Source organism: Stenotrophomonas sp. BIGb0135 (genome assembly GCF_024810105.1).
In the GTDB taxonomy this organism is placed as follows: domain Bacteria; phylum Pseudomonadota; class Gammaproteobacteria; order Xanthomonadales; family Xanthomonadaceae; genus Stenotrophomonas; species Stenotrophomonas maltophilia_AB.
This window is the reverse complement of sequence record NZ_JANUDX010000003.1, coordinates 436,038-461,792: the sequence shown is the minus strand read 5'-3', so window position 1 is coordinate 461,792 and position 25,755 is coordinate 436,038. Positions and strand designations below refer to the sequence as shown.

The window sequence follows — 25,755 nt, the reverse complement described above, 5'->3', positions numbered from 1 at the left end:
CCTCCCTCTTTTGCCGCATAATTGCCGAATGACAGACGACCGCATCATCGGTGCCGGTGCCACCCGCGAAGACGAGGGCACCGACGCCAGCATCCGCCCCAAGCGCATGGCCGATTACCTGGGCCAGGCGCCGGTGCGCGAGCAGCTGTCGATCTACATCGAGGCGACCAAGGCCCGCGGCGACGCGCTCGACCACGTGCTGATCTTCGGGCCGCCGGGGCTGGGCAAGACCACGCTGAGCCATGTGATCGCCAACGAGCTGGGCGTGGCCCTGCGGGTCACCTCGGGGCCGGTGATCGAAAAGGCCGGCGACCTGGCCGCCCTGCTGACCAACCTGCAGCCGCACGACGTGCTGTTCATCGACGAGATCCACCGCCTCTCGCCCGTGGTCGAGGAAGTGCTGTACCCGGCGATGGAAGACTTCCAGATCGACATCATGATCGGCGAGGGCCCCGCGGCCCGCTCGATCAAGATCGATCTGCCGCCGTTCACCCTGATCGGGGCCACTACCCGTGCCGGCCTGCTCACCGCGCCATTGCGCGACCGTTTCGGCATCGTGCACCGGCTCGAGTTCTACACCCCGGACGAGCTGACCAAGATCGTGCGGCGCTCGGCGGCCATCCTCAACATCGACTGCACCGCCGACGGCGCCGCCGAGATCGCGCGGCGCTCGCGAGGTACCCCGCGCATCGCCAACCGGCTGCTGCGCCGGGTCCGCGACTATGCCCAGGTCAAGGCCGCCGGCCACATCGACCAGGACGTGGCGCAGGCGGCCATGCAGATGCTCAAGGTCGACCCGGAAGGCTTCGACGAACTGGACCGGCGCATGCTGCGGACCATGGTCGACTACTTCGATGGTGGCCCGGTCGGCATCGAATCACTGGCCGCGGCGCTGTCCGAGGAACGCGGCACCCTGGAAGACGTGGTCGAACCCTACCTGATCCAGCAGGGCTTCCTGATCCGTACCGCGCGTGGCCGCATGTGCACGCACAAGGCCTACCGGCACATGGGGTTGAAGCCCAAGAACCCGCCTGCGGACCTGTTTGCCGAGGCGATCGATGGCAATTGATCCCCGGTTCAGTTGGCCGACACGCATATATTGGGAAGATACCGACGCTGGCGGGGTGGTCTACCACGCCCGCTACGTGGCCTTCATGGAACGCGCTCGGACCGAATGGATGCGGGCGCTGGGCTTCGGCCAGGAGCGCACGCGCACCGAGCATGGCCTGGTGTTCGCGGTCCGCGCGATGACCATGGACTTCCTCAAGCCGGCGCGCCTGGACGATGCGCTGGAGGTGACCGCCACGCTGGTGCAGTGCAAACGCGCCAGCATGGTGTTCGACCAGCGCGTGTGTCGCGGCGATGAAACGCTGCTGACCGCCCAGGTCAGGATTGCGGCATTGGATGCCTCCACCTTCAAACCACGCGGCATGGACGATGCACTCCTGGCCGCGTTGAAACCCTACGAACTTCAAGTATCCGCACAGTGAGGAACAACGGATGATCGCAATGCTCCTGGCCCTGCAGGCCACGGTGACCGAGGCGCTGCCGCAGGAAGTGACCAGTGCTGCGGCGCAGACGGTCGCGCAGGCCGCGCACGGCGGTGGCATCAACTACCTGGACCTGATGGTCAAGGCCAGCATCCCGGTGAAAATCATCGTGCTGCTGCTGCTGGCCGGCTCGTTCATCAGCTGGGTGATCATCTTCCGCAAGGCGCGCGTGTTCAACGCCGCCAACCGCGAGGCCGACGAGTTCGAAAGCCGCTTCTGGTCCGGTGCGGACCTGGGCAAGCTGTACAGCTCGGCCACCGACCGCAACCGCAAGGTGGGCGGCCTGGAGGCGATCTTCGAAGCCGGCTTCCGCGAGTTCACCCGCCTGCGCGACAAGCGCCGGCTGGACGGCCGCGCCCAGCTCGAAGGCGCCCAGCGCGCCATGCGCACCACCTACACCCGCGAAGTGGACCAGCTCGAGCGCAGCCTGGAGCTGCTGGCCAACATCGGCTCGACCGCCCCGTACGTGGGCCTGGTCGGCACCGTGTTCGGCATCATGGTGACCATGCACGACATGATCAACAGCGGTGAGCAGGCCGGTATCGCCTCGGTGGCCCCGGGCATTTCCGAAGCGTTGTTCGCCACCGCCATCGGCCTGTTCGTGGCGATCCCGGCGGTGTGGGCCTACAACCGCTTCACCACCCGCGTGGAGCGCATGTCGGTCCGCTTTGAAACCTTCGCAGAAGAGTTCAGCTCGATCCTGCAGCGCCAGAGCGCCGGCGACGAGTAAGCGCCCCGCACCAAGGACCCTGCCATGACTGCTGCCATCGGCCGCCGCAAGCGCCGCAAGCTCAAATCCGAAATCAACGTGGTGCCCTACATCGACGTGATGCTGGTGCTGCTGATCATCTTCATGGTCACCGCGCCGCTGCTCACCCTGAGCTTCGATGTGGACCTGCCCAACTCCCAGGCCAAGGCCCTGGAAAGCAAGCAGGACCCGGTGATCGTCTCGGTCCGCCTGGACGGCCAGCTCAGCCTGAAACTGCCCGACGCCAAGGAACCGGCCCCGATGGAGGCCGGCCAGCTGCAGGCGCAGCTGGGCGCACTCGCCGCGCAGGACAAGAACCTGCGCGTGATCGTGGCCGCCGACAAGGCCGTGGCCTATGAAAAAGTGATCGCGGCCATGGACGTGATCAAGCGCGCCAACGTGGAAAAGGTGGGCCTGGCGACCGATGCACGCTGAAGCCCTGCCACCGCAGCGCCCGTCCGAGGAGAAGTGGGGTCTGCCGATCGCGCTGGCGCTTGGCGTGCACCTGCTGCTGGCGCTGGTGTTCATTGCCGCCTGGCTGTGGTCGCCGCAGCGCACCACCGAGGCCGCCGCCGGCGATCCGGCGATCGAAGCCAGCATGCAGTTGTCCGCCTCCGAGGCGGCTGCCGCGCGCCAGGCGCTGCGTGCCTCGGAAAAGCTGCCGGACCTGCCCGAGCCCGTGCCGCCGCCCGAGCCGATCCCCGAAGACACCGTGCCGCCGCCGCAGCCGATCGAGGAGCCGCGTCCGCAGGATGCACCCACGCCGCAGCAGCAACAGGCGCAGGAGCGCGTGGCCCAGCCCGACACCGTCGACCAGGACGCGGTCAACGCCCTGGCGATCTCGGCTGAAAAGGCCAAGCAGGAGCAGGAGGCCAAGCGCCGCCAGGAACAGATCGACCTGACCGAGCGCAAGCGCCAGGAGCAGGCCGAGCAGAAGCTGCGCCTGGCCAAGCAGCAGGAAGAGGCCGATCAGAAGAAGAAGCTGGCCGAGCAGGAGCAGAAGGCAAACGACGCCAAGGCCGACGCCGAACGCGACAAGAAGCTGGCCGAGATCCGCCGCAAGCGCGCCCAGGCCGAAAACGAAGCCAAGCTGGCCGAGCAGAAGCTGCGCCAGGTGACCGCTGCGCGCGCGGCGACCGGCACGGCCGCCACCACCGGCGCCACCGGCGTGGCCAAGCCGGCCTCCGGCGCCGGCGGTACCAGTGATGATCTGTCGGCCAAGTACGCCGCGGCCATCCAGCAGAAGGTGAAGGGGCAGTGGACCCGTCCCGATTCGGTCCCGCTGGGCCAGCGCTGCCAGGTCTCGATCACCCAGATCCCGGGCGGGCAGGTCATCCAGGCCAAGGTCGTGGGCAACTGCGCGTTCGACGAGGCCGGCAAGCGCTCGATCGAGGCGGCGGTGCTCAACGCCCAGCCGCTGCCGTACCGCGGCTTCGAGTCGGTTTTCCAGCGCACGATCAACTTCAACTTCACCGCGCAGGATTGATCCCGCGCGGTCCGTGACCGTCCTGCGACCATCGAGGCCTTCCCGATGAAAACAACTTCCCTGCTTGTCACCCTGGTGGCGCTGGCAATGCCGTTGCTTTCCCGGGCAGGCACCGTGCCTGCGGGCGCAGATGCCGCCGCCGCCGGCCGCCCCGCGGCCAGCCGCCTCGTGGCTCCGCCCGACGACGAGGCGCTGCGCGCCCGGTACGCCGCTGCGATCCGCGACGCGATCATCGCGCAGTGGTCGATCGGCGCGTCGGTGCCCTCCGGTGCGCGCTGCCGGCTGGCGATCAGGCAGTTGCCGGGTGGGGCGGTGGGCTCGGTCCAGGCCGATCCTGACTGTGAGTTCGACGCGGCCGGGCGGGCCGGGCTCGAGCGTGCCGTCATGCGCGCCCAGCCGTTGCCCTACCGGGGCTTCGAGCGGGTGTTCGAGCGCAGCCTGGACCTCCAGTTCACCGCCCCGCGTTAACGGATGGTGAGTTTCGGGGGCGCGGTGACTCTGCTTTCACGCACCTTTGGTTCATGATTGCGAAACGGTTCACTGCCGCCCTGTTATCCCTCGTTGCTGTTTCCCCCTATTGAGCGATCCATGAAGAAGATGCCTCGCTGGCTTGCCGTATTCGCGGCCCTGTTGTTGCCCTTTGCTGCCGTGGCGCAGCAGAAGGGGCTGGATATCGACATCATCGGCGGCAACGCCTCCGCTACCCCGATCACCGTCGTGCCCATGCCGTACCAGGGCTCGGCCGGTGCGCCGCAGACCGATGTGGCCGCCGTGGTCCGGGCCGATCTGGAGCGCTCAGGCCAGTTCCGCACCCTTCCCGAAGCGCAGATCGTCGAAAAGCCCACCCGTGGCAGCGAGATCCAGTTCGCCACCTGGCGCGCGCTGAAGCAGAATTACATCGTGGTCGGCCGCGTCATGGACGCCGGCGCCGGCGCCTACCGGGTCGAGTACGAGCTATACGACGTGCCCAAGGGCGAGCGCCTACTGGGCCTGGCGATGACCGCCCGTGGCAATGCCATGCGCGATGTCGCCCACCAGATGGCCGACGCCATCTACGAGAAGATCACCGGGGTGCGTGGCGCCTTCTGGACCCGTATTGCCTATGTCACCGCCAGCGGCAAGGGCGATGCCATGCGCTATGCGCTGATGGTGGCCGATTCGGACGGCTTCAACCCGCAGACCATCGTCCGCTCGGCCGAGCCGCTGCTGTCCCCGTCGTGGAGCCCGGACGGCAACCGTCTGGCCTACGTCAGCTTCGAGCGGGGCAATTCGGCGATCTACATCCAGAACATCTCCACCGGCGCCCGGGAACTGGTCACCAGCTTCCGCGGCATCAACAGCGCCCCGTCGTTCTCCCCGGACGGCCGTCGCCTGGCCCTGTCGCTGTCGCGCAGCGGCAACCCGGAAATCTACGTGATGGACCTGGGCAGCAAGCAGCTGACCCAGCTGACCAACCACTTCGCCATCGACACCGAGCCGACCTGGAGTGCAGACGGTTCCAGCGTCTATTTCACCTCCGACCGTGGCGGCCGCCCGCAGATCTACCAGGTGCCCTCCAGCGGTGGCAGCGCCTCACGCGTGACCTTCCAGGGCAACTACAACGCCACCCCGAGCCTGTCCTTCGACGGCAAGAAGCTCGTGGTGGCCCAGGGCAGCGGCAATACCTACAAGATCGCGATGATGGACAGCAGCCTGGGTTCGGCGCGCTGGAGCACGCTGTCGCCGGGGTCGCTGGATGAATCGCCGAGCTTTGCGCCCAACGCAAGCATGGTGTTGTACGCCGCCCGCGAGGGTGGTCGTGGCGTGTTGTATGCCGTTTCGGCCGATGCGCGCGTGCGCCAGCGGCTGGTGCTGGCGGACGGTGATGTTCGTGAGCCTTCTTGGTCGCCATACCGTACAAAGCGCTAACAGAGTGTTAAGATTTCCACCGTATTCATCCCACATCCGGCTTTAGGAGCCTCAAAGGTATCGCCATGAACAAGACCACCCGAGTTCTGCTTGTCTCCCTGCTGTCCGTGGCCGCCCTGGCCGGTTGCTCCAAGAAGGTGAAGGAACAGCCGGCAGCCGCGGTTGATACCGGCTCCTCGTCCACCAGCCCGACCGGCCCGTCGACCTCCGGCCTGTACGGCCCGGGCGACCTGGATACCGATTCCTGCCTGCGCCAGCGCGTGGTGTACTTCGACCTGGACAAGGAAGAAGTGAAGCCGGAATTCCAGGCCATCATGGCTTGCCACGCCAAGTACCTGCGTGACCGTCCGTCCTCGCGCATCACCCTGCAGGGCCACACCGACGAGCGCGGTTCGCGCGCGTACAACCAGGCCCTGGGCGAGCGTCGTGGCAATGGCGTCAACTCCGCCCTGCAGGCCAACGGTGGCTCGGCGTCGCAGCTGACCGTCGTGTCCTACGGCGAAGAGCGTCCGGTCTGCACCGAGTCGGGCGAGTCCTGCTGGTCGCAGAACCGTCGCGTCGAGATCGTGTACACGGCTCAGTAATAGATGCGCTTTCGATTTCTATCGATGATCGTTGCGGCAGCCCTCGTGGCTGCCGCTCCGGCCAATGCGCAGCGGCAGAGCCTGGCCGACCGCGTCGGTTCGCTTGAGCAGCAGGTGCAGAACAACCAGTCCAACATGGACATGCTCAACCAGCTCAACCAGCTCCGCACCCAGGTGCAGGCGCTGCAGTCGCAGGTCGAGCAGTTGCAGCATGACAACGAACAGCTCAAGCAGTCTGCCAAGGACCAGTACCTGGACCTGGACAGCCGCCTGAACCGTCTCGAAGGCGGCGCCCCCGTGCTCCCCGCCGCACCCGCCGCCGCCGCGCCCAAGCCGGCAGCAGCAGCCCCCACTCCGGCAACGGCCGCTTCCGAGCGGCCGCCATCCGTGCATGGCGATGCTGGCAGCCTGGCCGCCAGTGGCGATGAGCGTACCGCGTACAACGTGGCGTTCAATTCGCTCAAGGCCGGCAACTACGACGACTCGGCCCAGCTCTTCCTGAGCTTCCTCGAGTTGTACCCCAACGGCGTCTACACCCCCAATGCCCTGTATTGGCTGGGTGAGAGTTATTACGCCACCCGCAATTTCCCGCTGGCTGAGGCGCAGTTCCGCGACCTCATCTCGCGCTACCCGACCCATGACAAGGCGTCCGGTGGCCTGCTCAAGATCGGCCTGTCGCAGTATGGCGAAGGCAAGGTCGACCAGGCCCAGGCGACGCTGGAACAGGTCGTGTCCACCTATCCGGGCTCGGACGCCGCGCGTACCGCGCAGGACCGCCTGCAGTCGATCCGGCTGGGCCAGCAGATCCGCTGAACGGCGCCGGGTCGCTCCACGCGGCCGTGCCGGTATAATCACCGGTTGCATCCCCCGATATCGGGGCTCCCGTAGAGCCGAGCCATGCTCGGCTATAGCCGTTTCCGCAGCCGTCCCCCAAGAATCACCGCCATGACCGTTTCCTTGTCCGCCGCCGCCGCGCTCCCCAGCGAGATCGTGCAGTCGCCGTTGCCGCGCCTGAAGATCACCGAGATCTTCACCTCGCTGCAGGGCGAAGCCGATACCGCCGGCTGGCCGACCGTGTTCGTGCGCCTGACCGGCTGCCCGCTGCGCTGCAGCTACTGCGACACCGCCTATGCCTTCCATGGCGGCACCTGGTGGGACATCGACGCGATCGTGGCCGAGGTGCTGGCCCAGGGCGTCCACCACGTCTGCGTAACCGGTGGCGAACCGCTGGCGCAGAAGCGCTGCCTGGTGCTGCTGGAAAAGCTGTGCGACGCCGGCCTGGACGTGTCGCTGGAGACCTCCGGTGCGCTGGACGTCAGCGCGGTCGATCCGCGCGTGTCGCGCGTGGTCGACCTCAAGACCCCCGGCTCCGGGGAGATGGCCCGCAACCTGCTGGACAACCTGCCGCTGCTGACCCGCCGCGACCAGATCAAGTTCGTGCTGTGCAGCCGCGAGGACTACGACTGGGCACGCGGCATGGTGGCCGAGCACCGGCTCAACGAGCGCTCGATGGTGTTGTTCTCGCCGAGCAAGGGCCAGGTCAGCCCGCGCGAGCTGGCCGACTGGATCGTCGCCGACCGCCTGCCGGTGCGTTTCCAGATGCAGCTGCACAAAATCCTCTGGGACGACGAACCCGGCCGTTGATCCCGGCGAGCGAGCGGTCGCGCGCTACGCCTTTTTTTGAAGTCATCCCGGCGCGGGACAGCGTGCTGGCTCCCGCAACCCACCGGAAACACCCCCATGAAGAAAGCAGTCGTCCTCCTGTCCGGCGGCATGGACTCCGCCGCCGTCATCGCCATCGCCCAGGAACAGGGCTTTGCGGTGCATGCCCTAAGCGTGCGCTATGGCCAGCGCCACACCTCTGAACTCGATGCCGCCGCCGCGGTCGCCAAGGCGCTGGGCGTGGTTGCGCACAAGACCGTCAACGTGGACCTTCGCAGCATCGGCGGTTCGGCGCTGACCGACGACATCGATGTGCCCGACGCGGGCGGCGAGGGCATCCCGGTCACCTACGTGCCGGCACGCAACACGATCATGCTCTCGGTCGCGCTCGGCTGGGCCGAAGTGCTGGGCGCCAACGACATCTTCTGCGGCGTCAACGCAGTCGACTATTCCGGGTATCCGGATTGCCGGCCCGAATTCATCGCCGCCTTCGAGGCGCTGGCCAACCTGGCCACCAAGGCGGGCGTGGAAGGGGCGGGGATCAAGGTCCACGCACCGCTGCAGTTCCTGAGCAAGGCCGACATCGTGCGTGAAGGCGTCCGCCTGGGCGTGGACTTCGGCCTGACCGTGTCCTGCTACAGCGCCGACGACAGTGGCGCGGCCTGCGGCCACTGCGACGCCTGCCGCCTGCGCGCGCAGGGCTTCACCGAGGCCGGCGTGCCCGACCCGACCCGCTACGCCTGATCGCCGCACGGGTGCGCCTGGGCGCCAAGATAGGTTAGAATGCGCACCCCCGGCAGCGATGGCGGGGCAAGCAATGGGCCGTTAGCTCAGTCGGTAGAGCAGAAGACTTTTAATCTTTTGGTCGATGGTTCGAATCCATCACGGCCCACCAATTGCATCAACAACTTAGGCGCCCGCAGGGCGCCTTTTTTGTGTCTCCGGAAAAATTGCCGGAAAATTCAGCGCTTGGGGGGCGGTTTCACGAGCAACACATCTTGATCGTAAAACTGCCGCATCGGTTCAGATTCGTGGCCACCCGATATATTGTTTTTGCTGTCGGCAAGGCCGTGATGTTTTAGCACGTGTAGGGCAAACCTCTTCGACTCAACTAGCGTCGGAACTCTGTGATCGGGGCGCCGCTGGAACACTTGTGCCGCTGGCGCAGTACGTCCGCCGAGGGGTGGTCCCTGGAGAGTTCTTACAAATCCGCGGCTACCGCGAGGAACACGCGTTCAAGCCGGGCAGCCTCTTCCAGCTTCGCGACGCCGACGTGGACCAAGAGATCTACGGCATGCCCGAATGGCTGTCGGCAGTGCAGTCGGCGCTGCTCAACGAGTCGGCGACCCTGTTCCGCCGCCGCTACTACGACAACGGGTCCCACGCCGGCTTCATCCTGTACCTGTCCGACGCGAACGTGAACGACGGCGACGTGGACGCAATACGGCAGGCGGTGAAGGACTCCAAGGGCATGGGCAACTTCCGCAACCTGTTCCTGCATTCGCCGGGTGGCCAGAAGGATGGCATCAAGCTGATTCCCATCAGCGAGGTGGCGGCAAAAGATGAATTCAGTGGCATCAAGAACGTCACCCTCGACGACATTCTGACCGCGCTGCGGGTCCAGCCGCAGCTTCTTGGCATCGTCGCGCAGAGCTCTGGCGGCTTTGGTGATATCGGCAAGGCGGCACAGGTTTGGGCCGCCATGGAGCTGGCCCCGCTGCAGGCGCGCATGACCGCTATCAATGAATGGCTCGGCACGGACGCGGCTATTTCGCCGCGCGGCTCGCGTCGTGAGATGTGTTCAGTTCGATCGTTCGTGCCTGCGCATCGCAGTGCGTCCCTTGTCGCACGCACCAACGGTGCGCCCCGTCGCGGTTCGCCGCAATGGAGGATTAATCCGACGGCCCGCCTAGGAAAACTCCGACACGGGTGAGAACGTCCCGGGCTATGCTCGCCGGAGCCACTGTCGAACGCCCACGCCCTTCATGCACGGGGCCTCGCTTCGAACGAATGACCGCCGACGCGGTCCGGCCGCCGGTTCAGCACAGCGACCCCAGTCCACGGTACGGACGAACACCTCGCAAGGAGAAAGTGATATGCAACGAACTTTGGTTTTCCTGGCGCTGTTGAGCGGCGCCGCCGTCTCGCTCCCGGCCGCCGTCTCGGCCGCGCCGGCTAACGAACTTGCGCAAGCGCAGTCGCACCAGCAAAAACGCATACAAGCCCTGTCCCGGCGCGATCGCCAAGGCGCGTACGAGGCCTTGGTCGCGACGGGCGACGCGCGACCGCCGGCGCCATTGCGCGACGCCACCGGCCACGTCATCGGCTTGAGCGTCGAGCAGCGGCAGGCCGCGACGCGCGAGGCCGCGATCGATCTGGCGGCGCTGGGCTTCACGGCCGCCGATGTATCGGCCTATCGCAAACGCGATGTGGACCTGTTCGAGCTCGTGCGCAAATTTTTCTCGGGCACGGCCTCGCCCGGCGAGCAAATGGCGATGGCCGACACGGTCGTGATCGCCACCGCCGGGCGGGCCGTGCAAGGGCGAACCCGTTTGGACGGTTTCCTGTCGGCGATTCCGCTGACCGTCGTCGACTCGTTGAAGGGTTCGCGCGCGCCGGGAGACACGGTGTACCTCGCGCGCAAATCCGGGCTCATGCCGGACGGCCTGCTGATGGAGGTGTCGTCCGAAGTCGCTCTCGTTCCCGGCAAGCGTTACCTGCTCGCGCTGTCGAAGAATCTGTACGAGCAGTGGACGGCCGAGGCGCGCAAGCAACCGGAGGCGGCGTTCAGCGCGCTGCCGTTTCTGATCTATGAAGTGTCCGACGGCGGCGCCCTGCTCGCCGGCCCGCAACCGGCGCGTTCGGGCGCGAACCCGAAGGACATCAAGACGGCCGAGCGGCAGCTCCGCGCGTTTTCCCTGGACCAGCACTGAGGCAGGAGGCCTTCATGAACATCGAATTTTTGCGCGCCGCCCTGGCGAGCGGGCTGTTCGCGTGCGCGGGTTTCGCCCACGCCGCGCCGGCCGCGGTTAATCAGCAATGGGAGGTGACGTCCGTCCGGGTCGGATTCCACAGTTCCGTGTCGAGCTGTATTTTTTCGGCCATCGGCGCGACCAATGCCTGGAACGCCGTGGGCGCCGACCTGTACCTGCCCACCGACAGTCTGGCGACCCATCCGCGGGTCAGCGAACAGACTCAGGCCTTCAACTACGCGAACATCACCGTCGAAGACGCCGACAACGTCACCCCCGGCGCAGGAATGGAAACACGCACAACGGTCAATCCGAACACGGGGACCATCTCAACGCCGACATCTACGTCGACCGCAAGCGCATGGATCAGACGCCCGGCGTCACCCAGCTCATCTGCACGACGGCGCCCACCATTCCAGCGGATCGGTTCGACGGAGAGTCCGCGCTCCTGCACGAATTCGGGCATGCAGTGGGATTCGACCACGGCGACGATTCCAACTGCCCGATGTACCCGACCATGCCGGCGGGCCAGGTGAAACGCGTGCTGTGCGAGGCCGAGATGGAGGAGTACCTGTGGGCCTACGGGCTGTCCTTCAAAATCCTGAGCCTCGCCAGCGTCAGCGGGCCGCAAGGGGTGAACATCCCCGCCTCGGTTCACTATCAAGGCAATCCCGCCTTTCCGGTGAAGCGGCAGACGAAGATCGTCCAGTGCGCGTCCGGGTGGACCTGCAGCGATTACAACGGCACCTACACCAGCGCGACGCCCTCGCCGCTGACCTTCAATTTCCGCTGCACGAACACCTCGCCGCTGCCGACCGCGATGTTCCGCTGGCGGACCACGTTGACCGATGCCAATGGCGTCGTCACCAACGCCGTCGAGCACACCAGCACGTGCACGCGGCCGGCGGGTACGGTTGCTAACGCGAGCCGGGCCGGGGACGGCAACAGCGCGAACCGAATCGTCATCACACCGTGAGCCGTCGGACGGGAGCGCGTGGAGCGCGCTCCCGTCCGACGGCGACCGACGAGTCGCCTTCCGCGGCTCGCATGCGGCGAGCCGCGGATTCGTGAAAAGTCAAGCAAGTGGGCGTCGTTGGAAGCCCTCCTTCCTAGTTTAGGTGAGGATTGACGCGCCGGAGTAGGGGGATTCCTACGGACTCTCCTGCTTGCTCCGATTTGCGATCTCCATCTAGAAATAGCGTTAGCAGTGGCTTGTTGGCTCCATAGTCACTGAGACTGCAGCGCCTGGAATGGCCAGCTCGGATTGGCACAAGGATCTCGTGTGGCATGCTGTCGCTGCAGCAGATTCGATCAGGCCCACGCCGCAGTCAAGATGTGTGCAGTCAGGTATCAGACCGGCCCGCATGCGGTCAGGATCACTGCGTATCGGGAGGCGGCGCGCGCGGACGGGCTGGCCAAGTCGCGTCTGCCACCGCCGTTCGGATGGGATTGCTGGCCGCCGAAGGCTGCAGCAGCTCCCTGTCGATCGACAGGAGTGTTGGCGGGGAAGGACGGGCAGCTCGCCGGAAAAATGGCATCCGCAGCCGCGCTACAACGCGGGTTCCACGGGGTTGCATCGGAAAAAATGCGACGCATATGTCATTGATTTTCAGGCGTGAATGTGGAGCCTTTTAATCTTTTGGTCGATGGTTCGAATCCATCACGGCCCACCAATTGCGGTATCAAAAAAGCGCCCATGTGGCGCTTTTTTCGTAGGCGCAGGCAGTAGCTCACCAGCCGACCGGGCGGTGCGGGTCGCGTCCGCTAGTTCGCGGCCTGTTCCCTGGCAAGCCGCTCGCGCGAGCGCGCGTCGCCGAGTGCCGCGCCGCGCTCCAGCAGCAACAGGGCCGCGGTGCGGTCGCCGCCGTGGCCGCGTTCCAGCCGCATCAACGCGGCGTTGTAGGCGGCAATCGCGCTGCCTTTGGCGGCGGCGTCCTCGAAGCCGGCCAGGGCCTTGTCCGGGCAGAGGAAGAACACATCGACGCCGGCGGCGGCGCGCATGAGCAGGTCGGGGTCGTCGGCCGGAATACGCGCCTGCACGAAGGCCGGCCAGCCGGCGGCAAGGGCGACCAGCACGTCGGCGCCCCGCGGCAGGAAGTACGGCCCATCGCCCTCGCGGAGGGTGAACGCCTGACGCGTCGTGCGGCGGGTGCCGTCCTGGGCCAGCCAGAGGAAGCCGTCCTCGCCGCTCACCGGGACGCCGCCGAGCGCCGTGGAGACGCGGCTGGCGAGCGATGGCGTGCCCGGGGCGGGCGATACGCCGGTCCATGAGCCGAGCAGCTCGACGCGTTGCACCTTGCCGACCAGCTGCGGCCTGGCCGCGGCGGCAACGTCCTCGACCGACAGGATGCGCATCTGCGCGTCGTACATGCGCCATGGGCTGGCCTGCAGGGCGATCGTGAGCACCGTATCGCGGTCGGGCACCGCCTGGGTGTACGCATACACGGTGCTGCCGGCGGGCACGCAGCCGGTGGGGTCCTGCGCCGGGGAACAGCTCGGCACGGTGACCGTGCCCGACAGCGGCAAGTGGTGGGTGGTGCAGGCCAGCGCGGCGGGGCTGAGCAGGCAGAGCGCGAGCAGCAGGGGCTTCATCGGCTACGTTCCGTGTAGAGAGTGTCCAGCCGTCATTAAACTCCGCTTTTGGTGCCCGCGCCCGTCGCGGGTCTCCCGCGTCGACCAAACGGACGTTGGTTTGCTGCGCATGATCAGCCCCGGTTGCACGGGCATGCATCGAATCGGAAGCCGGTCAGGCGTCGTAGCGCGGCGGCAACGTTTTCGCCGCGGAGATGCCCCCGGAGGGGCTGCGCAACCTCGCGCCGGAAGGCCAGCACAGCCACGGCGCACGCTATCGGCCGCCAGTGTGGCCGGCCCGCGTCACATCTGGCACAGCGCGTTGCAGGGCGCGGCGTGGAAGATGGCCGCGGCCTTGCGCAGGTGCGCCTGCTGCGCCACCTCGGCTGCCGCCGCGCTGGCGTCCAGGCGCTCGGCGATGGCCTGGCGCTGCGGCACGCTCAGCATGCGTGCGGTGGCGTCGGCGGTATCGGCCAGTGCCGTCGCCAATGCCTGCTTCAGGTCGGGGCCGTAGCCGGGGACATCGATCATGCGTAGCACCCCCAGGTACCCGCGCTGGACGCCGGCCCGCATCGGGGCCGGGTCGATGCGCTCGCTCTCCGCGAGGTCCTGTTTCGCCCGGGCGTCGACAACCTGCTCCAACAGTCGCGGCATGATCGCAGAGCAGCGCATCACGAACGGCAGCGTCACGGTGAGCTGCGGCTGGAAGCGCAGCCGGTTGCGTTCCATCTCCTCTTCCACGCGGACCGCAAAAGCCTCATGCAGTTGCCCGGGGGCGGGGGCCGTCGGTACCCCAAGCTGGAACAGCTGGTTGTTGGCGTCCTGGGCGCGTCGGCATATGCCCATCAAGCGGTCGAGGTCTTCCGGCCGATACGTGACCTGCTCCAGCAGGCCGCGCCGGTCGGCGATGCGTGCCAGCAGGTCCATCGCGTCCTGGCGGGCCAGCCGCGCCACGGCACCCGCATCCCCGGCCTCCAGCACCAGCAGCCGGAACTGCAGCAGCGCGCGTTCCTGGGCCACGCCGGCATCGTCGAGTGCGTCCGCGGCCGCCGGGCCGGCGAGCAGGGCCAGCGCGCCGGATACGACCCAGCCGGCGATGCGACGGCGCCAGCGCTGCGCGCCTGGTCGAGCAACCGGGAGGGCGCGCGGCGCGGTCCCGGGCAAGCGTGCTTGCATGGTCGAGAGGTTCCTGGAGGAAAGCGAGTCGGGAGCGTAGGCGAGCTGCTCCCGCCGGGCAATGTGCGGCTTGGTCGATCGCCCGCGACGATGGTGCTAGTCTGCTGCCTCAACCAAACGGACGTTGGTTCACAGACCATGATCAGAATCGGCCGCACGCATACGCGACTGGAATCCGAGGACGGCGAGACGCTCTGCCGGTTTGGCAACGTTCTTGTCCTGGACACGCGCAGGGAGGGCGTGTCCATCGCGGCGGTCGGGAACAGTGATGACTGGGAACCCGATCAACTGCCGCTGCCTGCCCATCTGGTCCAGATCGACCTGGTGGCCGCCGCGCTGGAAAAGCATGAGCACGCGGCGAAGCTGTGGGAAGGATTCGTCCGGTTTTTCATCACGGCCGGCAGGTTCAAGCGCCCAGTGCCGTTTCGCACGCGGCTCAAGCACCTGTTCGTCAACCCGGTCATCGAGGTCCGTGTCGCCATTGGCGACGTGAACGCCCGGGCGGCGGTGTGTACTGCCATCGAGAATGCCGGCTCCAGGCATGTGCTCCGGGTAACCGGCACCGACGGCGACTGACCGCGGGGCGCGGCGTGGCGTACTCCCTGGCGGCCGACTATGGCTACAATCGAGCCATCCCGGTAGCTCCCGGGCGCTGACCAAGTCCCACACAGTGAAGATTCTGCTGACAGGAAGTTCAGGCCGGGTCGGGCGCGCGATCTTCGGCGCGCTGGCCGCACGGCACGAGGTGGTGGGGGTCGACCGCAACCCCTTCAACACCACCCGGCACGTGGCCGACATCACCGACGCGCGGGCACTGCGCAGCGCGCTGGTCGGGGTGGACGCGGTGATCCACTCGGCGGCGCTGCATGCGCCGCACGTCGGGCTGGTCCCGGACAGCGAATTCCAACGCGTCAATGTCGAAGGCACGCGCTCGCTGGCGATGTTGGCGCGCGAGGCCGGGGTGTCGCGCTTCGTCTTCACCAGCACCACCGCGTTGTATGGCCATGCCATCGTGCCGGGGCGCTGCACCTGGATCGACGAACGCACGACGCCGCTGCCGCGCACGGTGTACCACCGTTCCAAGCTGGCGGCCGAGCAGTGGTTGCAGGAGGCGGCCAGCCCGGGGTTCCAGGTGCGGGTGATCCGCATGTCGCGCTGCTTCCCGGAGACGGCCGAGCGCCTGCTGCTGTACCGCCTGCACCGCGGCATCGACGTGCGCGACGTGGCCGACGCGCATGCGGCGGCGCTGCACAACACCGGCCCGATGTTCCAGCGCTATATCGTCAGCGGCGCCACGCCGTTTGGCCCGGAAGACTGCGAACGGCTGGTGACTGAGCCGCGCGTGGTGCTGGCGCGACGCTGCCCGCAGTGGCTGGCCGAGTACGATCGCCGCGGCTGGGCGCTGCCGGTGATCGACCGCATCCACGATGCCACCGCGGCCAGCATCGGCCTGGGCTGGCGAAGCCAGCGTGGCCCGGAAGCGGTGTTGGCGCAGTTGGCCGAGCATTCCATCGAAGTGCTGCCGCATCCGATGCGCGACGCGCCCTGCACGGTTGACTGACACGCCGCGTGTCAGTGCCGGGCCAGGTCCACGCTTACCGCATCCAGCACCCGCTGCGCGCGGGCGCGGGCCGATTCATCGGTGCGCGTGTCGATGGGCAGGTCCGGTGAGATGCCGGCCACTTCGTCGCTGCCATCGGCGCGCAGCCGCACGCAGTTCGGGATGCGTATGCGCAGCTTCGAGTGCGGCAAGGTGCGGGCTGGTGGTGGACTCATGAAGCCGCAGCCGTAGCCGCCGGTCGTGCTCCCGACCACGCGTGCGATGTGGTTGTCCTGCAGCCGTGCGGCGAACATTTCCGCCGAGGAGACGGTCTTCGCATCGGTGAGCACATACACCGGCCCTTGCCAGGCTGCCCAGTGCCGGCGCAGGTCCTGGGCCCAGTCCAGCCGGTGGGCAATCAGGAAATCATTGATGCGGTCCACCGCCGGGGTGGCAAGGGGACCGCCCGAGCTGCCGGCGGCGACCAGGCGCCGGCAGGGCAGGGCCTGCCAGTCGCGCGATGACTGCCACACCCACGTCATGTCGCAGGGCGGCGCCTGCGTGGCGCGCAGGGACGCGGCGAAGCGGTCGCGCTGCTGGACCAGCAGCGGACGCGCGCCTGCGTCGGGATGATGGCGGCGCAGGGCATCGTCGATGCGCTCGTACTGCTCCTGCAGGTAGTCGCGCCCGGCCGCGGACTGGCTGACCCAAAGCGGCGCCGACTGCACCGGCGAGCCGCTGAACAGGCGCGTGAGCGTGTCGCCGCTGTCGTCGCCGCCCGGGTTGGTGCCCACATCCACCAGCACCGCATCCACGCCCTGCTGCTGGAAGCGCCGCAGCGTCGCGGCGATCTCGGCCACCCACGCGTCACTCAACGTGGCCCGCATGTCGTTCACTGCGTCGGCATGCCGCAGTTGCCCCCAGAGGCGGTGGCACAGGCCGGGGTAACGCAGCGCATCGAATTCATGCAGGCGCAGCAGGCCGAGGCGGTGGCCATCCGGCAGCGCGACGACCCCACTGCGCAATGCCGGGTCGGCGCCGCCGGCCGTAGGGTGGTAGCCGGGCAGGGTCTGTAGCGGCACGCTGTAGTCGTGCCGACCTTCGTCCAGTACGCCCAGCGCCGCGCAGCCTGTGGAGGCCTCCAGCGTGCGCGGGTCCACTGCGGCGGGGGCCGATGCGGGCGCCTCGGTTGCCTGCCGATCCAGCAGTTTCAGGTGGCCATCGTGAAACCCGGCCAGGAACGCGCGCAGTGCCTGTTCCGCCTGCGCATCGCTGCCGGCCGTGGTGATGGCCTGCTGTGCATCGCGCTCGAGGGCGGGCAGGTCAACGCCGCTCTGCCCGGACGCCATCCAGGCCAGGTGTGCATAGTCGTTCTGCAGGGTCTGCTTCAGTACCGCCAGATCGCCGCGCCAGGCGTCGCGATCAATCGCGGGGGCGGCGTGGCTGGCAAACGCCATCGACAGCGCCACGGCCATCACCGCTCCTGGCCTCGAGAAGTGTCCTGCCGACATCGCCGCGCTCCCTGCCAAGGCGCTGCATGCGCCTGCGAACCTCCGATCCTAGCCAACGCGACCCGGTGGCGAAAGGGCCACGCATGGCAGGTCCTGGAGGCAACGGTGCATTACGCAGCACCCCTGGCTGCGACAGCGGTATCCACTGCACGCTGTTCGCCCGTGGGCACTGTTCAACGGCTTCCACCACAGAGTGCCGGGAAGAAACACCGACAGCATGAGGCTGCGCGTAGCGCAGCCCCACTCTCTACGCAGCAGTTACTTCTGCTGCTGGTTCTTGCTGGCGTCCTTGGTGTCCTGTTCCTGCTTCTGCTGCCTGGCCAGCGTGTCCTTGCGCTCCTGCTCCTTCTGCTGGTCGGTCTGGGCCGCGGCATTCTTCTGGACGTTGTTTTCGTTGTTCTGCATGTTGGACATTGCATACTCCACTACGACGTTATGTCGTGATATCGATGCTGCGCCCATCGCTGTTACGCAGCGGTCGCATGCGGATGAGGGTGGGGTCAGGGTGGTGCGCAGGCCGTCCTGCCATTCATGTTCACGCTGGATCGCGTCGTCCCGCTCCGCCTGTCCGCCGCAGGCGCGACGGCGCCGTCGCGCACGCACGCCACCGTTGAACTGGCTTGGCCTGCACACGGTGCGGGCACGATTCGGCGCACAATAGCGGGTCTTTCGTCGATCGCTGTTGGAGGTGCCATGAACCGTTTCGTCCTGCTGGGGGTGGGGGCGCTTGCGCTCGCGGCCTGTTCCAAACCTGCGCCGTCCGATACCGACACGCCCGCACCCGCGCCAGGCACCGCCACGACGACGCCTGTGCCGACCTCCGCGCCCCCCGCCACGGCGGCCGAGCCGACCCTGCAGCCGCCGTCATTCGATTGCGCCAAGGCGCAGTCCGAATCAGAAAAACTGGTCTGTGGTGACGCCCGCCTGGCCGCGCTGGACCGGCAGCTGGCCGCTCTTTACAAGCGCGTGCAGACCAGCCCGGATGAGCTGGATATCGCTGCCGAACAGCGCGGCTGGGTGAAAGGGCGAGATGCCTGCTGGCAGGCCGTGGACCGTCACCGCTGCCTGGTCGAGTCCTACCAGACCCGGATCGTCGAACTGAACATCGGCAGTGGCGGCGTGCCCGCACCGACGCCGGTGAGGTACCAGTGCGATGACGCCAGCAAGCCGGTCAGCGTGGTGTTCTACAACGAACTGGACCCGCAGGCGGCCGTGGTCAGCTGGGGCAAGGACCAGGCGATCGTGTTCCCGGCCCAGGCCGCCAGCGGCAGCCGTTATACCCGCGAGGGCGTGGAGTTCTGGGAGCACCAGGGCGAGGCCACGCTGGACTTCTACGGCACCACGATGAGCTGCAAGGCTGCCGGCTGAGCAGGCCCGGCGGACGTCGCGTGCGTGCTCAGCGTACGCGACGGTAGCGCACCTCGTTCTGGCGGTCGCCGACTTCGGTGGTGACGAAGCCGTCGCGGCTCTGGTTGATGTCGAACACGTTGCCGCCCACATTGAGCTGGCCGCCGTTGACCCAGCCGCTCAGGTTCTGCCCGCGCGCCTGTGCGCTCATGCGGCCGTCGCTGTCGATGCGCATGCGGATGTCGGCCCCGTAGATGGGGTTGTAGCCCTCGAACTCGCCGACCATCCAACCGGGCACGTAGGACGTGTGCCGCGGGCCCTGGTAGTTGTCGTCGGTGTAGCGGTCATCCTGCTTGCTCGCGTTGTGGGCCAGCGCGCCGAGGATGGCCGCGCCGATAAGGACGCCGGCGGCGACCTTGGCATCATGGTTGTCGTCGTGGTCGTCGTCGCGGGAACCGCCACCGTGCACCCGGAAGGAGGCGCGGCAGCCATCATCGACCCAGACCTCGCGGCGATCGTAGTCCCAGCTGCGGCCCTGGCGGCAGTCGGCGCCGGAGAGTTTGCGGTCCAGGCTGACGTAGCCGTCGCGCGGCAGCGGGCAGGACTGGTAGCGGTTGTCGCGGCTTTCGCAGGTGACGAAATCGTCGGCACGGGCGTCCGACAACGACGCGGCCAGCAGCAGGGGGGCGGTAAGCAGAAGGCGGGTCTGCATGGTGCGGTTCCGGCAGGAGAGGGCACAGGGGAACGATGCCATCCATGGATGAAAACCGGATGAAGGCGTAGGCTTTCCCCGCGGCACAACGCTGCGGTGGCCACAGGGGGCCGGGATGCGCGGTCACGGACGACGAGGCGGGATGGCCTGGCTGCTGCTGGCGACGTGCCTGATGGCGAGCGTGGTTGCGGACGCGGGCAACACGCCATGCTCCGGTCGCAAGGGTGGGGTCTCGCACTGCGCCGCAGGCCGGTTCGTCTGCAACGATGGCTCGGTCAGTGCGTCGAAAAAGGTCTGCAGCGCCCCAGGCAATAGCGCGCGGGTCGCCCCGCCTGCCGCGACTGCGGCGGGCAGCTGTCCGTGCAGCGCGGGCGCGCTGTGCACGGGCCCACGGGGTGGCCGCTACTGCCTGACGCCGTCAGGCAACAAGCGCTACACGCCCCGCAACTGAGCGCACGCGCCTCACGCGGCCTGGTCGGTTTCCATGGCACCGAAGCAGGCGCGGATGGCGTCCAGCAGCTCGCTCATCGAGTATGGCTTGGGCAGGAAATGGATGCCCGGGCGCAGCTGTGCGGTGACGTCGGCCGGGTCCAGACCGGAGGTGACCAGCACCGGCAGGCTGGGCTGGAAGGCCTTGATGCGCTCGGCAGCCTCGATCCCGCTCAGGCCGCCCAGGCAGACATCGGTGAACACCAGGTCGAACCGCTCGCCGGCCAGCAGCAGCCCCAGCGCGGCTTCGGCCGAACTCACCGCAGCCACATCGCAGGCCTGGCTTTCCAGCGCCATCCGGCTCAATTCACGGGTGTCTTCGGTGTCTTCAATCAACAGCACGCGCGGTGCAACGTGGCGCTTGGACAACAACATGACGCGGTGTTCCTTGGGGCTGGGGCGGAAAGGGCGCGCAATTATGCGGGGGCCCGTGGTGAGGAGGTCGTGCACGCGGCGCCGGCTACCGCGCCGCGTCCGGTGATGGCCGCAGCCAGCAGGCCAGGGTGAGCACGGCCATTGCCGCAGCGGCGAGGCGCAGCGCAGTGACCTTCCCGTCCAGGGCCATTGCCTCATCGAGGATGAACAGGTTCCAGGCCAGGTTGAGCGACACATGCAGGGCCAGGCCGCTCCACAGCGTGAGCCGGTCGAGGTGGTTCAACCAGGCGAACGCCAGGCCCCCGACGGCGATCAGGACCAGGATCTGCACGGCGCTGGCGCCCCCGTCGATGCCGCCCGCCCCGAGCCAATGCACGGCGCCGAACATCGCGGCCTGGGGCAGGGCGGCCAGCCACGCGGGCCAGTGCAGTACGCGGACCAGGAAAACAAAGCCGAGGCCGCGATACAGGATTTCTTCGGCGAGGGGGAACAGCACGGCAAGCAGCAGCAATGCCAACGGCTCGGGCGCCGTATTCAACCGGCCAAGCGCGGCCAGGCCGACCCAGCAGGGCAGGGTGGACAGCAGCACCAGCAAGGGACCGCGCGCGCCGTGCCAGCGCAGGCCGAGGCTGTCCGCCAGCGCCAGGTCACGTGGCTTCAGCAGCCAGGCCAGCAGCACCGCGGTCAGCACCGCCAGCAGGTTGTCGAGCAGGCTGCCGCCGAACGGGATCGGCAGGCGCGGGATGGGCACGCCGACCGCGGCGCTGAGGTCGCGCAGGTTCAGGCCGATTGCCACGCCCAGCAGGGCCAGTAGCGATGCCCACCAACGGGTCTGTCCTGGGAAGGGCATGACGGCATTCCTTGCGGGGAGCAGGCAGTCTGCCGCGTGGACGCCCAGCGAGCGCGCGCCGGAAGTCCCCGTGCCGATGGTCATGGGCGCGGCACGTGTTGCGTTGCAGTCATCCGCGCGCAGGTACAGTCGGGGTTGGAACAGGATGAGGATGCGCGACGATGCAATGCCCCGTATGCAAGACCCAGGCGCTGGTGATGTCCGAGCGCCAAGGCATCGAGATCGATTACTGCCCGCAGTGCCGTGGCGTGTGGCTGGACCGCGGCGAGCTGGACAAGATCATCGAGCGTTCGGCCGGTGCCGCTGCACCCGCGCCGGTGCGCGCCGCGCCGCCACCGCCGCCGACGGCCGTGCAGCACCGTGACACGCGCCACCTGGGCCAGCAGCAGCCCTATGGCGACCAGCACGGCTACCGCAAGAAGAAGAAAGAGAGCTTCCTGTCGGACCTGTTCGACTTCTGAGCCCCGCGCCGGTCCTGCCGATCAGGGCCGGCGCAGGATGAACTCCAGGTCGCGGCTGTCGCCGACCACGAAATCGTAGGTGCCGACCTGGACGCAGCCGTAGCGCGCATAGAAGCGTTGCGCCCCGATGTTTTCCGACCACACGCCCACCCACAGGGTGCGGCGTACCGGCTGGTCGAGCCACGCCAGGAACGCCGCCATCAGCCGCGCGCCGTGGCCGCCGCCCTGGTGGCTGGCCAGGACGTACAGGCGTTTGAGTTCGATGTCGCCCTCGCGGGCATCGGCGTGCGGCAGGCCGTTGGCCCCCGCCGCCAGGTAGCCGACCGCACGGCCGGCATCCTCCAGCAACCACACCGCGCTGCGCGGGTCGTCCAGCTCCGCGCGTTGCGGGGCGACGCTGTAGTGATCCTCGAGGAACGCCTGCAGGTCCTGCGGCGGGTAGGAGTCGCCGAAGGTTTCGGTGTAGGTGGTGATGGCGATCGCCGACAGGGTCTGCGCATCGGCCGGGGTGGCGCGTCGGATCTGCAGGGGCATGGCGGAAGTGAGCGGGCGGGCGGGGACGGGGCGCAAAGGGTACGCGATCGACCCTTGATCGCACGAAAACGGCGCGGCCGATGGCGGAAGTTTCCCGCCGGGGCATCACATCAGTACCCGGGTCGCCAACGAGCAAGGCCCCGGGTGTCGGACAGGTCGCAACCGCGCCAGGCGCGGCGGCCTGTGACGCCCCGCCTGGGCCCGTCGGATCCGGCATGCACGACCCCTGTTATCCCGGGCGCCCGCCGCGCCCGGGATCTTTTTTGCCTCAGAACCAGACGCGCACGCCGGCCACCCAGCGGGTGTCGCGGGCGCGTTCGCCCGCGGCCTGGTGGTACTCGGCGGTGTCGCCGAACAGGCGTTCGTGGCTGATGCCGATGTACGGGGCGAAGCGACGGTTGACCTCGTAGCGCAGGCGCAGCCCGGCCTCGACCTTGTTCAAGCCGCTGCCATTGCCGTAGCGCGGATCGTCCTTGGCCGTGAACGTGGCTTCCACCAGCGGCTGCAGGATCAGGCGGTTGGTCAGCAGCAGCTCGTACTCCATTTCCACGGTGGCGGCGACCTGGCCGCCTTCGCCGACGTAGGCGGTCGCCGAGGTCTCGAACTTGTACGGGGCCAGGCCCTGGACGCCGAATGCCGCCCAGGTCCGCGAATCGCCGCGGCCCAGGTCCTGTTTGACGCCCACCAGCACATCCCACCACGGCGATACGCTGCGGCCGTACAGCACTTCCACGTCGGCCGCCTCGGTCCGCCCGCCGCTGCGTTCGCCTTCGCTGCGCAGCCAGACCCGGTGGATGTTGCCGCCGATCCAGCCGCTGGCCTCCCAGGCCTGCCCGTTGCCGTGCTGGCCATCCCAGTGTTCCAGGCGGTTGACCAGCAGCAGGCTGTGGAGGTCGGGGGCGTGCTCCATCGCGCCGTGATCGATCGGCGGGAAGGCGGCGATGCGGTCGGCATCGGTCACCGCCGGGATCGGTTCGCGCGGATCATTGCGGGCAGGCGGCTTGGTCGGGCCGTGGCCCATGGCGGCGTGGTCCATCGTCGAATGGTCGGGGGCACCGTGGTCCGTCCGGGCATGATCCGTCGGGCTGTGATCCACGCTGCCGTGATCGATCTTCGCGTGATCCATCTGGCCGTGATCCATGGCGCTGCGATCCATCTTCGCGTGATCCATCTGGCTGTGATCCATGGCGCCGTGATCCATCTTCGAGTGATCCATTTCGCCGTGATCCATTTCGCCGTGGTCCACCGTCTCTGCAGCGACCGTGGGCGCATCGGCGCTGCGCGGCGGGGTCATCGCATGGCCGGCGTGCGACTGCGCCCACGCCGGGGCGGAGATCGCCAGCAGCAACGCGCTGCTCAGGATCGACATCGCGAACATCGGAGAACGGCTCATTCGTCGATCCTCACTTCGCGCATCATCCCCGCTTCCATGTGGTACAGCAGGTGGCAGTGGTACGCCCAGCGGCCGAGTGCATCGGCGCGCACGCGGTAGCTGCGGCGCGTGCCCGGGGGCATGTCGATGGTGTGCTTGCGAAGCTGGAAGTCACCGTCGGCGTTTTCCAGGTCGCTCCACACGCCGTGCAGGTGGATGGGGTGCTGCATCATGGTGTCGTTGACCAGCACGATGCGCATGCGCTCGCCGTAGTTCAGCCGCAGCGGTTCGGCGCTGGCGAAGGGGATGCCGTCGAAGGACCAGCTGAACTTTTCCATGTGGCCGGTCAGGTGCAGCTCGACCTCGCGGCCGGGTTCGCGGCCATCGGGATCGTCGAACAGGCTGTGCATCGCGGCATAGGTGAGTACGTGGCGGCCGTTGTCGCGCAGGCCGATGCCGGGATCATCGAGCTTGGGTTCGGTCGCCATGCTCTGCATGTCCACCAGCGGGTTGCCCTGTTCACTGGGCGGATGCCGTGGCGCCCTGGCCGTGCCGCCGTGGGCCGCGTGGCCCATGTGCGCGCCGCAACCGCCTTCCATGCCCTTCATCTGGTGCCCCATGCCGGGCATGTCGTGGCCCATCGTGCCCATGTCATGACCCATGTCGCCCATGGTCAGCAGCGGACGCGGGTCACGTGCGGGAATCGGCGCCTGCAGGCCATGGCGCACGGCCAGGGTGCCGGCGGCGTAGCCGGTGCGGCCCATGTCCTGGCAGAAGAGGGTGAACGCATCCTGGCCGCTGGGTTCGACGATCACATCGAAGGTCTCGGCCGGGGCGATGCGGAATTCATCGATGCTGACCGGATGGATGTACTGGCCGTCGGCGGCGACCACGGTCATCTTCAGGCCGGGGATGCGCACGTCGAAGTAGGTCATCGAGCCGCCGTTGATGAAGCGCAGCAGCACCTTCTCGCCGCTGCGGAACAGCCCGGTCCAGTTGCCGGCCGGGGCGGTGCCGTTGAGCAGGTAGGTGTAGGTGTGGGCGTTGATGTCGGAGATGTCGGTCGGGGTCATCCGCATCCGGCCCCACATGCCGCGATCGGCGGTGGCGGCCGCCCAACCGTCCTTGCGTACGTCACGCAGGAAGTCGGGCAGGGTGCGCTTGTAGTAGTTGTCGAACTCGGCCAGCTTCTTCATGCGCCGGAACAGCGCGCCGGGGTCAAGGTCGGTCCAGTCCGACAGCAGGATCACGTGTTCGCGGTCGAAGCGGTACGGGGCCGGCTGCAGCGGGTCGATGATCAACGCGCCGTACAGGCCGGCCTGTTCCTGGAACATCGAGTGGCTGTGGTACCAGTAGGTGCCGGACTGCTTGAGGGTGAAGCGGTACTGGTAGGCCTCGCCGGGCGCGATGCCGTTGAAGCTCAGCCCGGGTACGCCGTCCATGTTGGCCGGCAGCAGGATGCCGTGCCAATGGATCGAGGTGGGGTGGCCCTGCAGGGTATTGGCCACGCGCACGCTGACGGTGTCGCCCTCGCGCCAGCGCAGGATCGGCGCCGGCAGGCTGCCGTTGACGGTGATTGCCGGGCGGGTGCGGCCGGTGAAATTGGCCAGCGATTCACCGATGCTGAGCTGGACATCCGCGGCGGTGAGCACCTGCGGGGCGCTGGCGACGGTGGGGCCGGCGGCGGCAAAGGCGCGCGCGGGCAGGCCGCTGGCGACCAGGCCGGCGAACACGCCACCGGCGGCGGCGCCCTGCACGAACAGGCGGCGCGACGGCATGGGCGGGCTGCCCGTGCCGGGTTGGGTTGGGAAGGACATTGCAACTCCGGATCGAATCGGACGGGCACGTGGGGTGCCGCGGAGCCGTGTGCGCAGGCACACGGGATCACATCGCTGGGCGCTCGCGGC

The 25,755-nt window shown here is 67.8% G+C and carries 28 protein-coding genes, 1 tRNA gene and 1 pseudogene; 20 read left to right on the top strand and 10 right to left on the bottom strand.

Features of this window, described 5'->3' with window-relative positions; genetic code table 11:
- Positions 1-28 precede the first annotated feature (28 nt).
- The 16 genes and pseudogenes from ruvB to M2421_RS09705 all read left to right on the top strand — a co-directional run bounded on the left by ruvB (position 29) and on the right by M2421_RS09705 (position 11,886).
- Positions 29-1,069 carry a Holliday junction branch migration DNA helicase RuvB gene (gene ruvB / locus M2421_RS09780; RefSeq protein ID WP_259206352.1) on the top strand — a complete coding sequence of 347 codons (1,041 nt, stop codon included), beginning with the start codon at positions 29-31 and terminating at the stop codon, positions 1,067-1,069.
- A complete protein-coding gene (ybgC, locus tag M2421_RS09775; RefSeq protein ID WP_259206350.1) occupies positions 1,059-1,490 on the top strand; it encodes a tol-pal system-associated acyl-CoA thioesterase in 432 nt (143 codons plus the stop codon). The genes ruvB and ybgC overlap by 11 nt, the downstream gene beginning before the upstream one ends.
- A 10-nt stretch (positions 1,491-1,500) precedes the next feature.
- Positions 1,501-2,280, top strand: coding sequence for a protein TolQ (tolQ, locus tag M2421_RS09770; RefSeq protein WP_259206347.1), 780 nt, complete (start codon positions 1,501-1,503; stop codon positions 2,278-2,280).
- A 24-nt stretch (positions 2,281-2,304) separates the two neighbouring features.
- Positions 2,305-2,733 (top strand): protein TolR, encoded by a 429-nt coding sequence (gene tolR, locus M2421_RS09765; RefSeq protein WP_259206344.1) that lies wholly within the window; start codon positions 2,305-2,307, stop codon positions 2,731-2,733.
- Positions 2,723-3,784 carry a cell envelope integrity protein TolA gene (tolA, locus tag M2421_RS09760; RefSeq protein WP_259206342.1) on the top strand — a complete coding sequence of 354 codons (1,062 nt, stop codon included), beginning with the start codon at positions 2,723-2,725 and terminating at the stop codon, positions 3,782-3,784. Before tolR ends, tolA begins: the two co-directional genes overlap by 11 nt.
- Before the next feature lie 45 nt (positions 3,785-3,829).
- Positions 3,830-4,252 carry a hypothetical protein gene (locus M2421_RS09755; RefSeq protein WP_259206340.1) on the top strand — a complete coding sequence of 141 codons (423 nt, stop codon included), beginning with the start codon at positions 3,830-3,832 and terminating at the stop codon, positions 4,250-4,252.
- 120 nt (positions 4,253-4,372) lie between these two features.
- Entirely contained in the window at positions 4,373-5,692 is a 1,320-nt protein-coding gene (gene tolB, locus M2421_RS09750) for a Tol-Pal system beta propeller repeat protein TolB (protein WP_259206339.1), read from the top strand.
- 65 nt (positions 5,693-5,757) lie between these two features.
- Entirely contained in the window at positions 5,758-6,276 is a 519-nt protein-coding gene (gene pal / locus M2421_RS09745; RefSeq protein ID WP_259206338.1) for a peptidoglycan-associated lipoprotein Pal, read from the top strand.
- A 3-nt stretch (positions 6,277-6,279) separates the two neighbouring features.
- The gene (ybgF, locus tag M2421_RS09740) at positions 6,280-7,089 is read left to right on the top strand and encodes a tol-pal system protein YbgF (protein ID WP_259206337.1); all 810 of its coding nucleotides are present in this window, start codon (positions 6,280-6,282) and stop codon (positions 7,087-7,089) included.
- A gap of 132 nt (positions 7,090-7,221) precedes the next feature.
- A complete protein-coding gene (queE, locus tag M2421_RS09735; protein ID WP_259206336.1) occupies positions 7,222-7,920 on the top strand; it encodes a 7-carboxy-7-deazaguanine synthase QueE in 699 nt (232 codons plus the stop codon).
- A 96-nt stretch (positions 7,921-8,016) separates the two neighbouring features.
- On the top strand, positions 8,017-8,682 hold the full coding sequence (gene queC, locus M2421_RS09730) for a 7-cyano-7-deazaguanine synthase QueC (protein ID WP_259206335.1): 666 nt from the start codon (positions 8,017-8,019) through the stop codon (positions 8,680-8,682).
- A gap of 75 nt (positions 8,683-8,757) precedes the next feature.
- Positions 8,758-8,833 (top strand) — tRNA-Lys (locus M2421_RS09725).
- Positions 8,834-9,094: 261 nt separating this feature from the next.
- A pseudogene (locus M2421_RS09720) lies at positions 9,095-9,700 on the top strand (Presumed portal vertex protein); the annotation flags it as partial.
- A gap of 334 nt (positions 9,701-10,034) precedes the next feature.
- Entirely contained in the window at positions 10,035-10,871 is an 837-nt protein-coding gene (locus M2421_RS09715) for a hypothetical protein (RefSeq protein WP_259206334.1), read from the top strand.
- Between the two features lie 14 nt (positions 10,872-10,885).
- Positions 10,886-11,446: a hypothetical protein gene (locus M2421_RS09710; protein ID WP_259206333.1), complete on the top strand. Its 561-nt coding sequence runs from the start codon at positions 10,886-10,888 to the stop codon at positions 11,444-11,446.
- A complete protein-coding gene (locus tag M2421_RS09705) occupies positions 11,443-11,886 on the top strand; it encodes a hypothetical protein (protein WP_259206331.1) in 444 nt (147 codons plus the stop codon). Before M2421_RS09710 ends, M2421_RS09705 begins: the two co-directional genes overlap by 4 nt.
- Before the next feature lie 788 nt (positions 11,887-12,674).
- Here the strand turns inward: M2421_RS09705 and M2421_RS09700 are convergent.
- Both M2421_RS09700 and M2421_RS09695 read right to left on the bottom strand, forming a co-directional pair.
- A complete protein-coding gene (locus tag M2421_RS09700; RefSeq protein WP_259206329.1) occupies positions 12,675-13,502 on the bottom strand; it encodes a hypothetical protein in 828 nt (275 codons plus the stop codon).
- Between the two features lie 282 nt (positions 13,503-13,784).
- Positions 13,785-14,657 carry a hypothetical protein gene (locus M2421_RS09695; RefSeq protein ID WP_259206327.1) on the bottom strand — a complete coding sequence of 291 codons (873 nt, stop codon included), beginning with the start codon at positions 14,655-14,657 and terminating at the stop codon, positions 13,785-13,787.
- A 138-nt stretch (positions 14,658-14,795) separates the two neighbouring features.
- On the opposite strand from M2421_RS09695, the gene M2421_RS09690 reads away from it, so the two are divergent.
- Positions 14,796-15,233 carry a hypothetical protein gene (locus tag M2421_RS09690; RefSeq protein ID WP_259206326.1) on the top strand — a complete coding sequence of 146 codons (438 nt, stop codon included), beginning with the start codon at positions 14,796-14,798 and terminating at the stop codon, positions 15,231-15,233.
- A gap of 94 nt (positions 15,234-15,327) precedes the next feature.
- A complete protein-coding gene (locus M2421_RS09685; protein ID WP_259206324.1) occupies positions 15,328-16,218 on the top strand; it encodes an NAD(P)-dependent oxidoreductase in 891 nt (296 codons plus the stop codon).
- A gap of 11 nt (positions 16,219-16,229) precedes the next feature.
- Here M2421_RS09685 and M2421_RS09680 read toward each other — a convergent pair whose 3' ends face one another.
- Positions 16,230-17,672, bottom strand: a complete 1,443-nt coding sequence (locus M2421_RS09680) for a S41 family peptidase (RefSeq protein WP_259206322.1) — start codon at positions 17,670-17,672, stop codon at positions 16,230-16,232.
- Positions 17,673-17,966: 294 nt separating this feature from the next.
- Complete coding sequence (locus M2421_RS09675) at positions 17,967-18,122, bottom strand: hypothetical protein (protein WP_259206320.1); 156 nt, start codon at positions 18,120-18,122, stop codon at positions 17,967-17,969.
- 279 nt (positions 18,123-18,401) lie between these two features.
- Here M2421_RS09675 and M2421_RS09670 point away from each other — a divergent pair, with 279 nt between their 5' ends.
- A complete protein-coding gene (locus tag M2421_RS09670) occupies positions 18,402-19,076 on the top strand; it encodes an MliC family protein (protein ID WP_259206317.1) in 675 nt (224 codons plus the stop codon).
- A gap of 28 nt (positions 19,077-19,104) precedes the next feature.
- On the opposite strand, the gene M2421_RS09665 is transcribed toward M2421_RS09670, so the two are convergent.
- The 3 genes from M2421_RS09665 to M2421_RS09655 form a co-directional block, all read right to left on the bottom strand.
- On the bottom strand, positions 19,105-19,767 hold the full coding sequence (locus tag M2421_RS09665) for a DUF3011 domain-containing protein (RefSeq protein WP_259206316.1): 663 nt from the start codon (positions 19,765-19,767) through the stop codon (positions 19,105-19,107).
- Between the two features lie 462 nt (positions 19,768-20,229).
- The gene (locus M2421_RS09660; protein WP_259206314.1) at positions 20,230-20,631 is read right to left on the bottom strand and encodes a response regulator; all 402 of its coding nucleotides are present in this window, start codon (positions 20,629-20,631) and stop codon (positions 20,230-20,232) included.
- Positions 20,632-20,716: 85 nt separating this feature from the next.
- The gene (locus M2421_RS09655; RefSeq protein ID WP_259206313.1) at positions 20,717-21,481 is read right to left on the bottom strand and encodes a CPBP family glutamic-type intramembrane protease; all 765 of its coding nucleotides are present in this window, start codon (positions 21,479-21,481) and stop codon (positions 20,717-20,719) included.
- A 161-nt stretch (positions 21,482-21,642) separates the two neighbouring features.
- Here M2421_RS09655 and M2421_RS09650 point away from each other — a divergent pair, with 161 nt between their 5' ends.
- Positions 21,643-21,942 carry a zf-TFIIB domain-containing protein gene (locus M2421_RS09650; RefSeq protein ID WP_259206312.1) on the top strand — a complete coding sequence of 100 codons (300 nt, stop codon included), beginning with the start codon at positions 21,643-21,645 and terminating at the stop codon, positions 21,940-21,942.
- Positions 21,943-21,963: 21 nt separating this feature from the next.
- On the opposite strand, the gene M2421_RS09645 is transcribed toward M2421_RS09650, so the two are convergent.
- The 3 genes from M2421_RS09645 to M2421_RS09635 all read right to left on the bottom strand — a co-directional run bounded on the left by M2421_RS09645 (position 21,964) and on the right by M2421_RS09635 (position 25,665).
- Entirely contained in the window at positions 21,964-22,476 is a 513-nt protein-coding gene (locus M2421_RS09645) for a GNAT family N-acetyltransferase (protein WP_259206311.1), read from the bottom strand.
- Positions 22,477-22,744: 268 nt separating this feature from the next.
- Positions 22,745-23,869, bottom strand: a complete 1,125-nt coding sequence (locus M2421_RS09640) for a copper resistance protein B (RefSeq protein ID WP_259206310.1) — start codon at positions 23,867-23,869, stop codon at positions 22,745-22,747.
- Entirely contained in the window at positions 23,866-25,665 is a 1,800-nt protein-coding gene (locus tag M2421_RS09635) for a copper resistance system multicopper oxidase (protein ID WP_259206309.1), read from the bottom strand. The genes M2421_RS09640 and M2421_RS09635 overlap by 4 nt, the downstream gene beginning before the upstream one ends.
- Between the last annotated feature and the right edge of the window lie 90 nt (positions 25,666-25,755).

Bases quoted from the DNA above. Each gene is read 5' to 3' on its own strand.
- ruvB (WP_259206352.1), top strand. From the start codon at position 29: ATGACAGACGACCGCATCATCGGTGCCGGTGCCACCCGCGAAGACGAG.
- ybgC (WP_259206350.1), top strand. From the start codon at position 1,059: ATGGCAATTGATCCCCGGTTCAGTTGGCCGACACGCATATATTGGGAA.
- tolQ (WP_259206347.1), top strand. From the start codon at position 1,501: ATGATCGCAATGCTCCTGGCCCTGCAGGCCACGGTGACCGAGGCGCTG.
- tolR (WP_259206344.1), top strand. From the start codon at position 2,305: ATGACTGCTGCCATCGGCCGCCGCAAGCGCCGCAAGCTCAAATCCGAA.
- tolA (WP_259206342.1), top strand. From the start codon at position 2,723: ATGCACGCTGAAGCCCTGCCACCGCAGCGCCCGTCCGAGGAGAAGTGG.
- M2421_RS09755 (WP_259206340.1), top strand. From the start codon at position 3,830: ATGAAAACAACTTCCCTGCTTGTCACCCTGGTGGCGCTGGCAATGCCG.
- tolB (WP_259206339.1), top strand. From the start codon at position 4,373: ATGAAGAAGATGCCTCGCTGGCTTGCCGTATTCGCGGCCCTGTTGTTG.
- pal (WP_259206338.1), top strand. From the start codon at position 5,758: ATGAACAAGACCACCCGAGTTCTGCTTGTCTCCCTGCTGTCCGTGGCC.
- ybgF (WP_259206337.1), top strand. From the start codon at position 6,280: ATGCGCTTTCGATTTCTATCGATGATCGTTGCGGCAGCCCTCGTGGCT.
- queE (WP_259206336.1), top strand. From the start codon at position 7,222: ATGACCGTTTCCTTGTCCGCCGCCGCCGCGCTCCCCAGCGAGATCGTG.
- queC (WP_259206335.1), top strand. From the start codon at position 8,017: ATGAAGAAAGCAGTCGTCCTCCTGTCCGGCGGCATGGACTCCGCCGCC.
- M2421_RS09715 (WP_259206334.1), top strand. From the start codon at position 10,035: ATGCAACGAACTTTGGTTTTCCTGGCGCTGTTGAGCGGCGCCGCCGTC.
- M2421_RS09710 (WP_259206333.1), top strand. From the start codon at position 10,886: ATGAACATCGAATTTTTGCGCGCCGCCCTGGCGAGCGGGCTGTTCGCG.
- M2421_RS09700 (WP_259206329.1), bottom strand. From the start codon at position 13,502: ATGAAGCCCCTGCTGCTCGCGCTCTGCCTGCTCAGCCCCGCCGCGCTG.
- M2421_RS09695 (WP_259206327.1), bottom strand. From the start codon at position 14,657: ATGCAAGCACGCTTGCCCGGGACCGCGCCGCGCGCCCTCCCGGTTGCT.
- M2421_RS09690 (WP_259206326.1), top strand. From the start codon at position 14,796: ATGATCAGAATCGGCCGCACGCATACGCGACTGGAATCCGAGGACGGC.
- M2421_RS09680 (WP_259206322.1), bottom strand. From the start codon at position 17,672: ATGGCCGTGGCGCTGTCGATGGCGTTTGCCAGCCACGCCGCCCCCGCG.
- M2421_RS09675 (WP_259206320.1), bottom strand. From the start codon at position 18,122: ATGTCCAACATGCAGAACAACGAAAACAACGTCCAGAAGAATGCCGCG.
- M2421_RS09670 (WP_259206317.1), top strand. From the start codon at position 18,402: ATGAACCGTTTCGTCCTGCTGGGGGTGGGGGCGCTTGCGCTCGCGGCC.
- M2421_RS09665 (WP_259206316.1), bottom strand. From the start codon at position 19,767: ATGCAGACCCGCCTTCTGCTTACCGCCCCCCTGCTGCTGGCCGCGTCG.
- M2421_RS09660 (WP_259206314.1), bottom strand. From the start codon at position 20,631: ATGTTGTTGTCCAAGCGCCACGTTGCACCGCGCGTGCTGTTGATTGAA.
- M2421_RS09655 (WP_259206313.1), bottom strand. From the start codon at position 21,481: ATGCCCTTCCCAGGACAGACCCGTTGGTGGGCATCGCTACTGGCCCTG.
- M2421_RS09650 (WP_259206312.1), top strand. From the start codon at position 21,643: ATGCAATGCCCCGTATGCAAGACCCAGGCGCTGGTGATGTCCGAGCGC.
- M2421_RS09645 (WP_259206311.1), bottom strand. From the start codon at position 22,476: ATGCCCCTGCAGATCCGACGCGCCACCCCGGCCGATGCGCAGACCCTG.
- M2421_RS09640 (WP_259206310.1), bottom strand. From the start codon at position 23,869: ATGAGCCGTTCTCCGATGTTCGCGATGTCGATCCTGAGCAGCGCGTTG.
- M2421_RS09635 (WP_259206309.1), bottom strand. From the start codon at position 25,665: ATGTCCTTCCCAACCCAACCCGGCACGGGCAGCCCGCCCATGCCGTCG.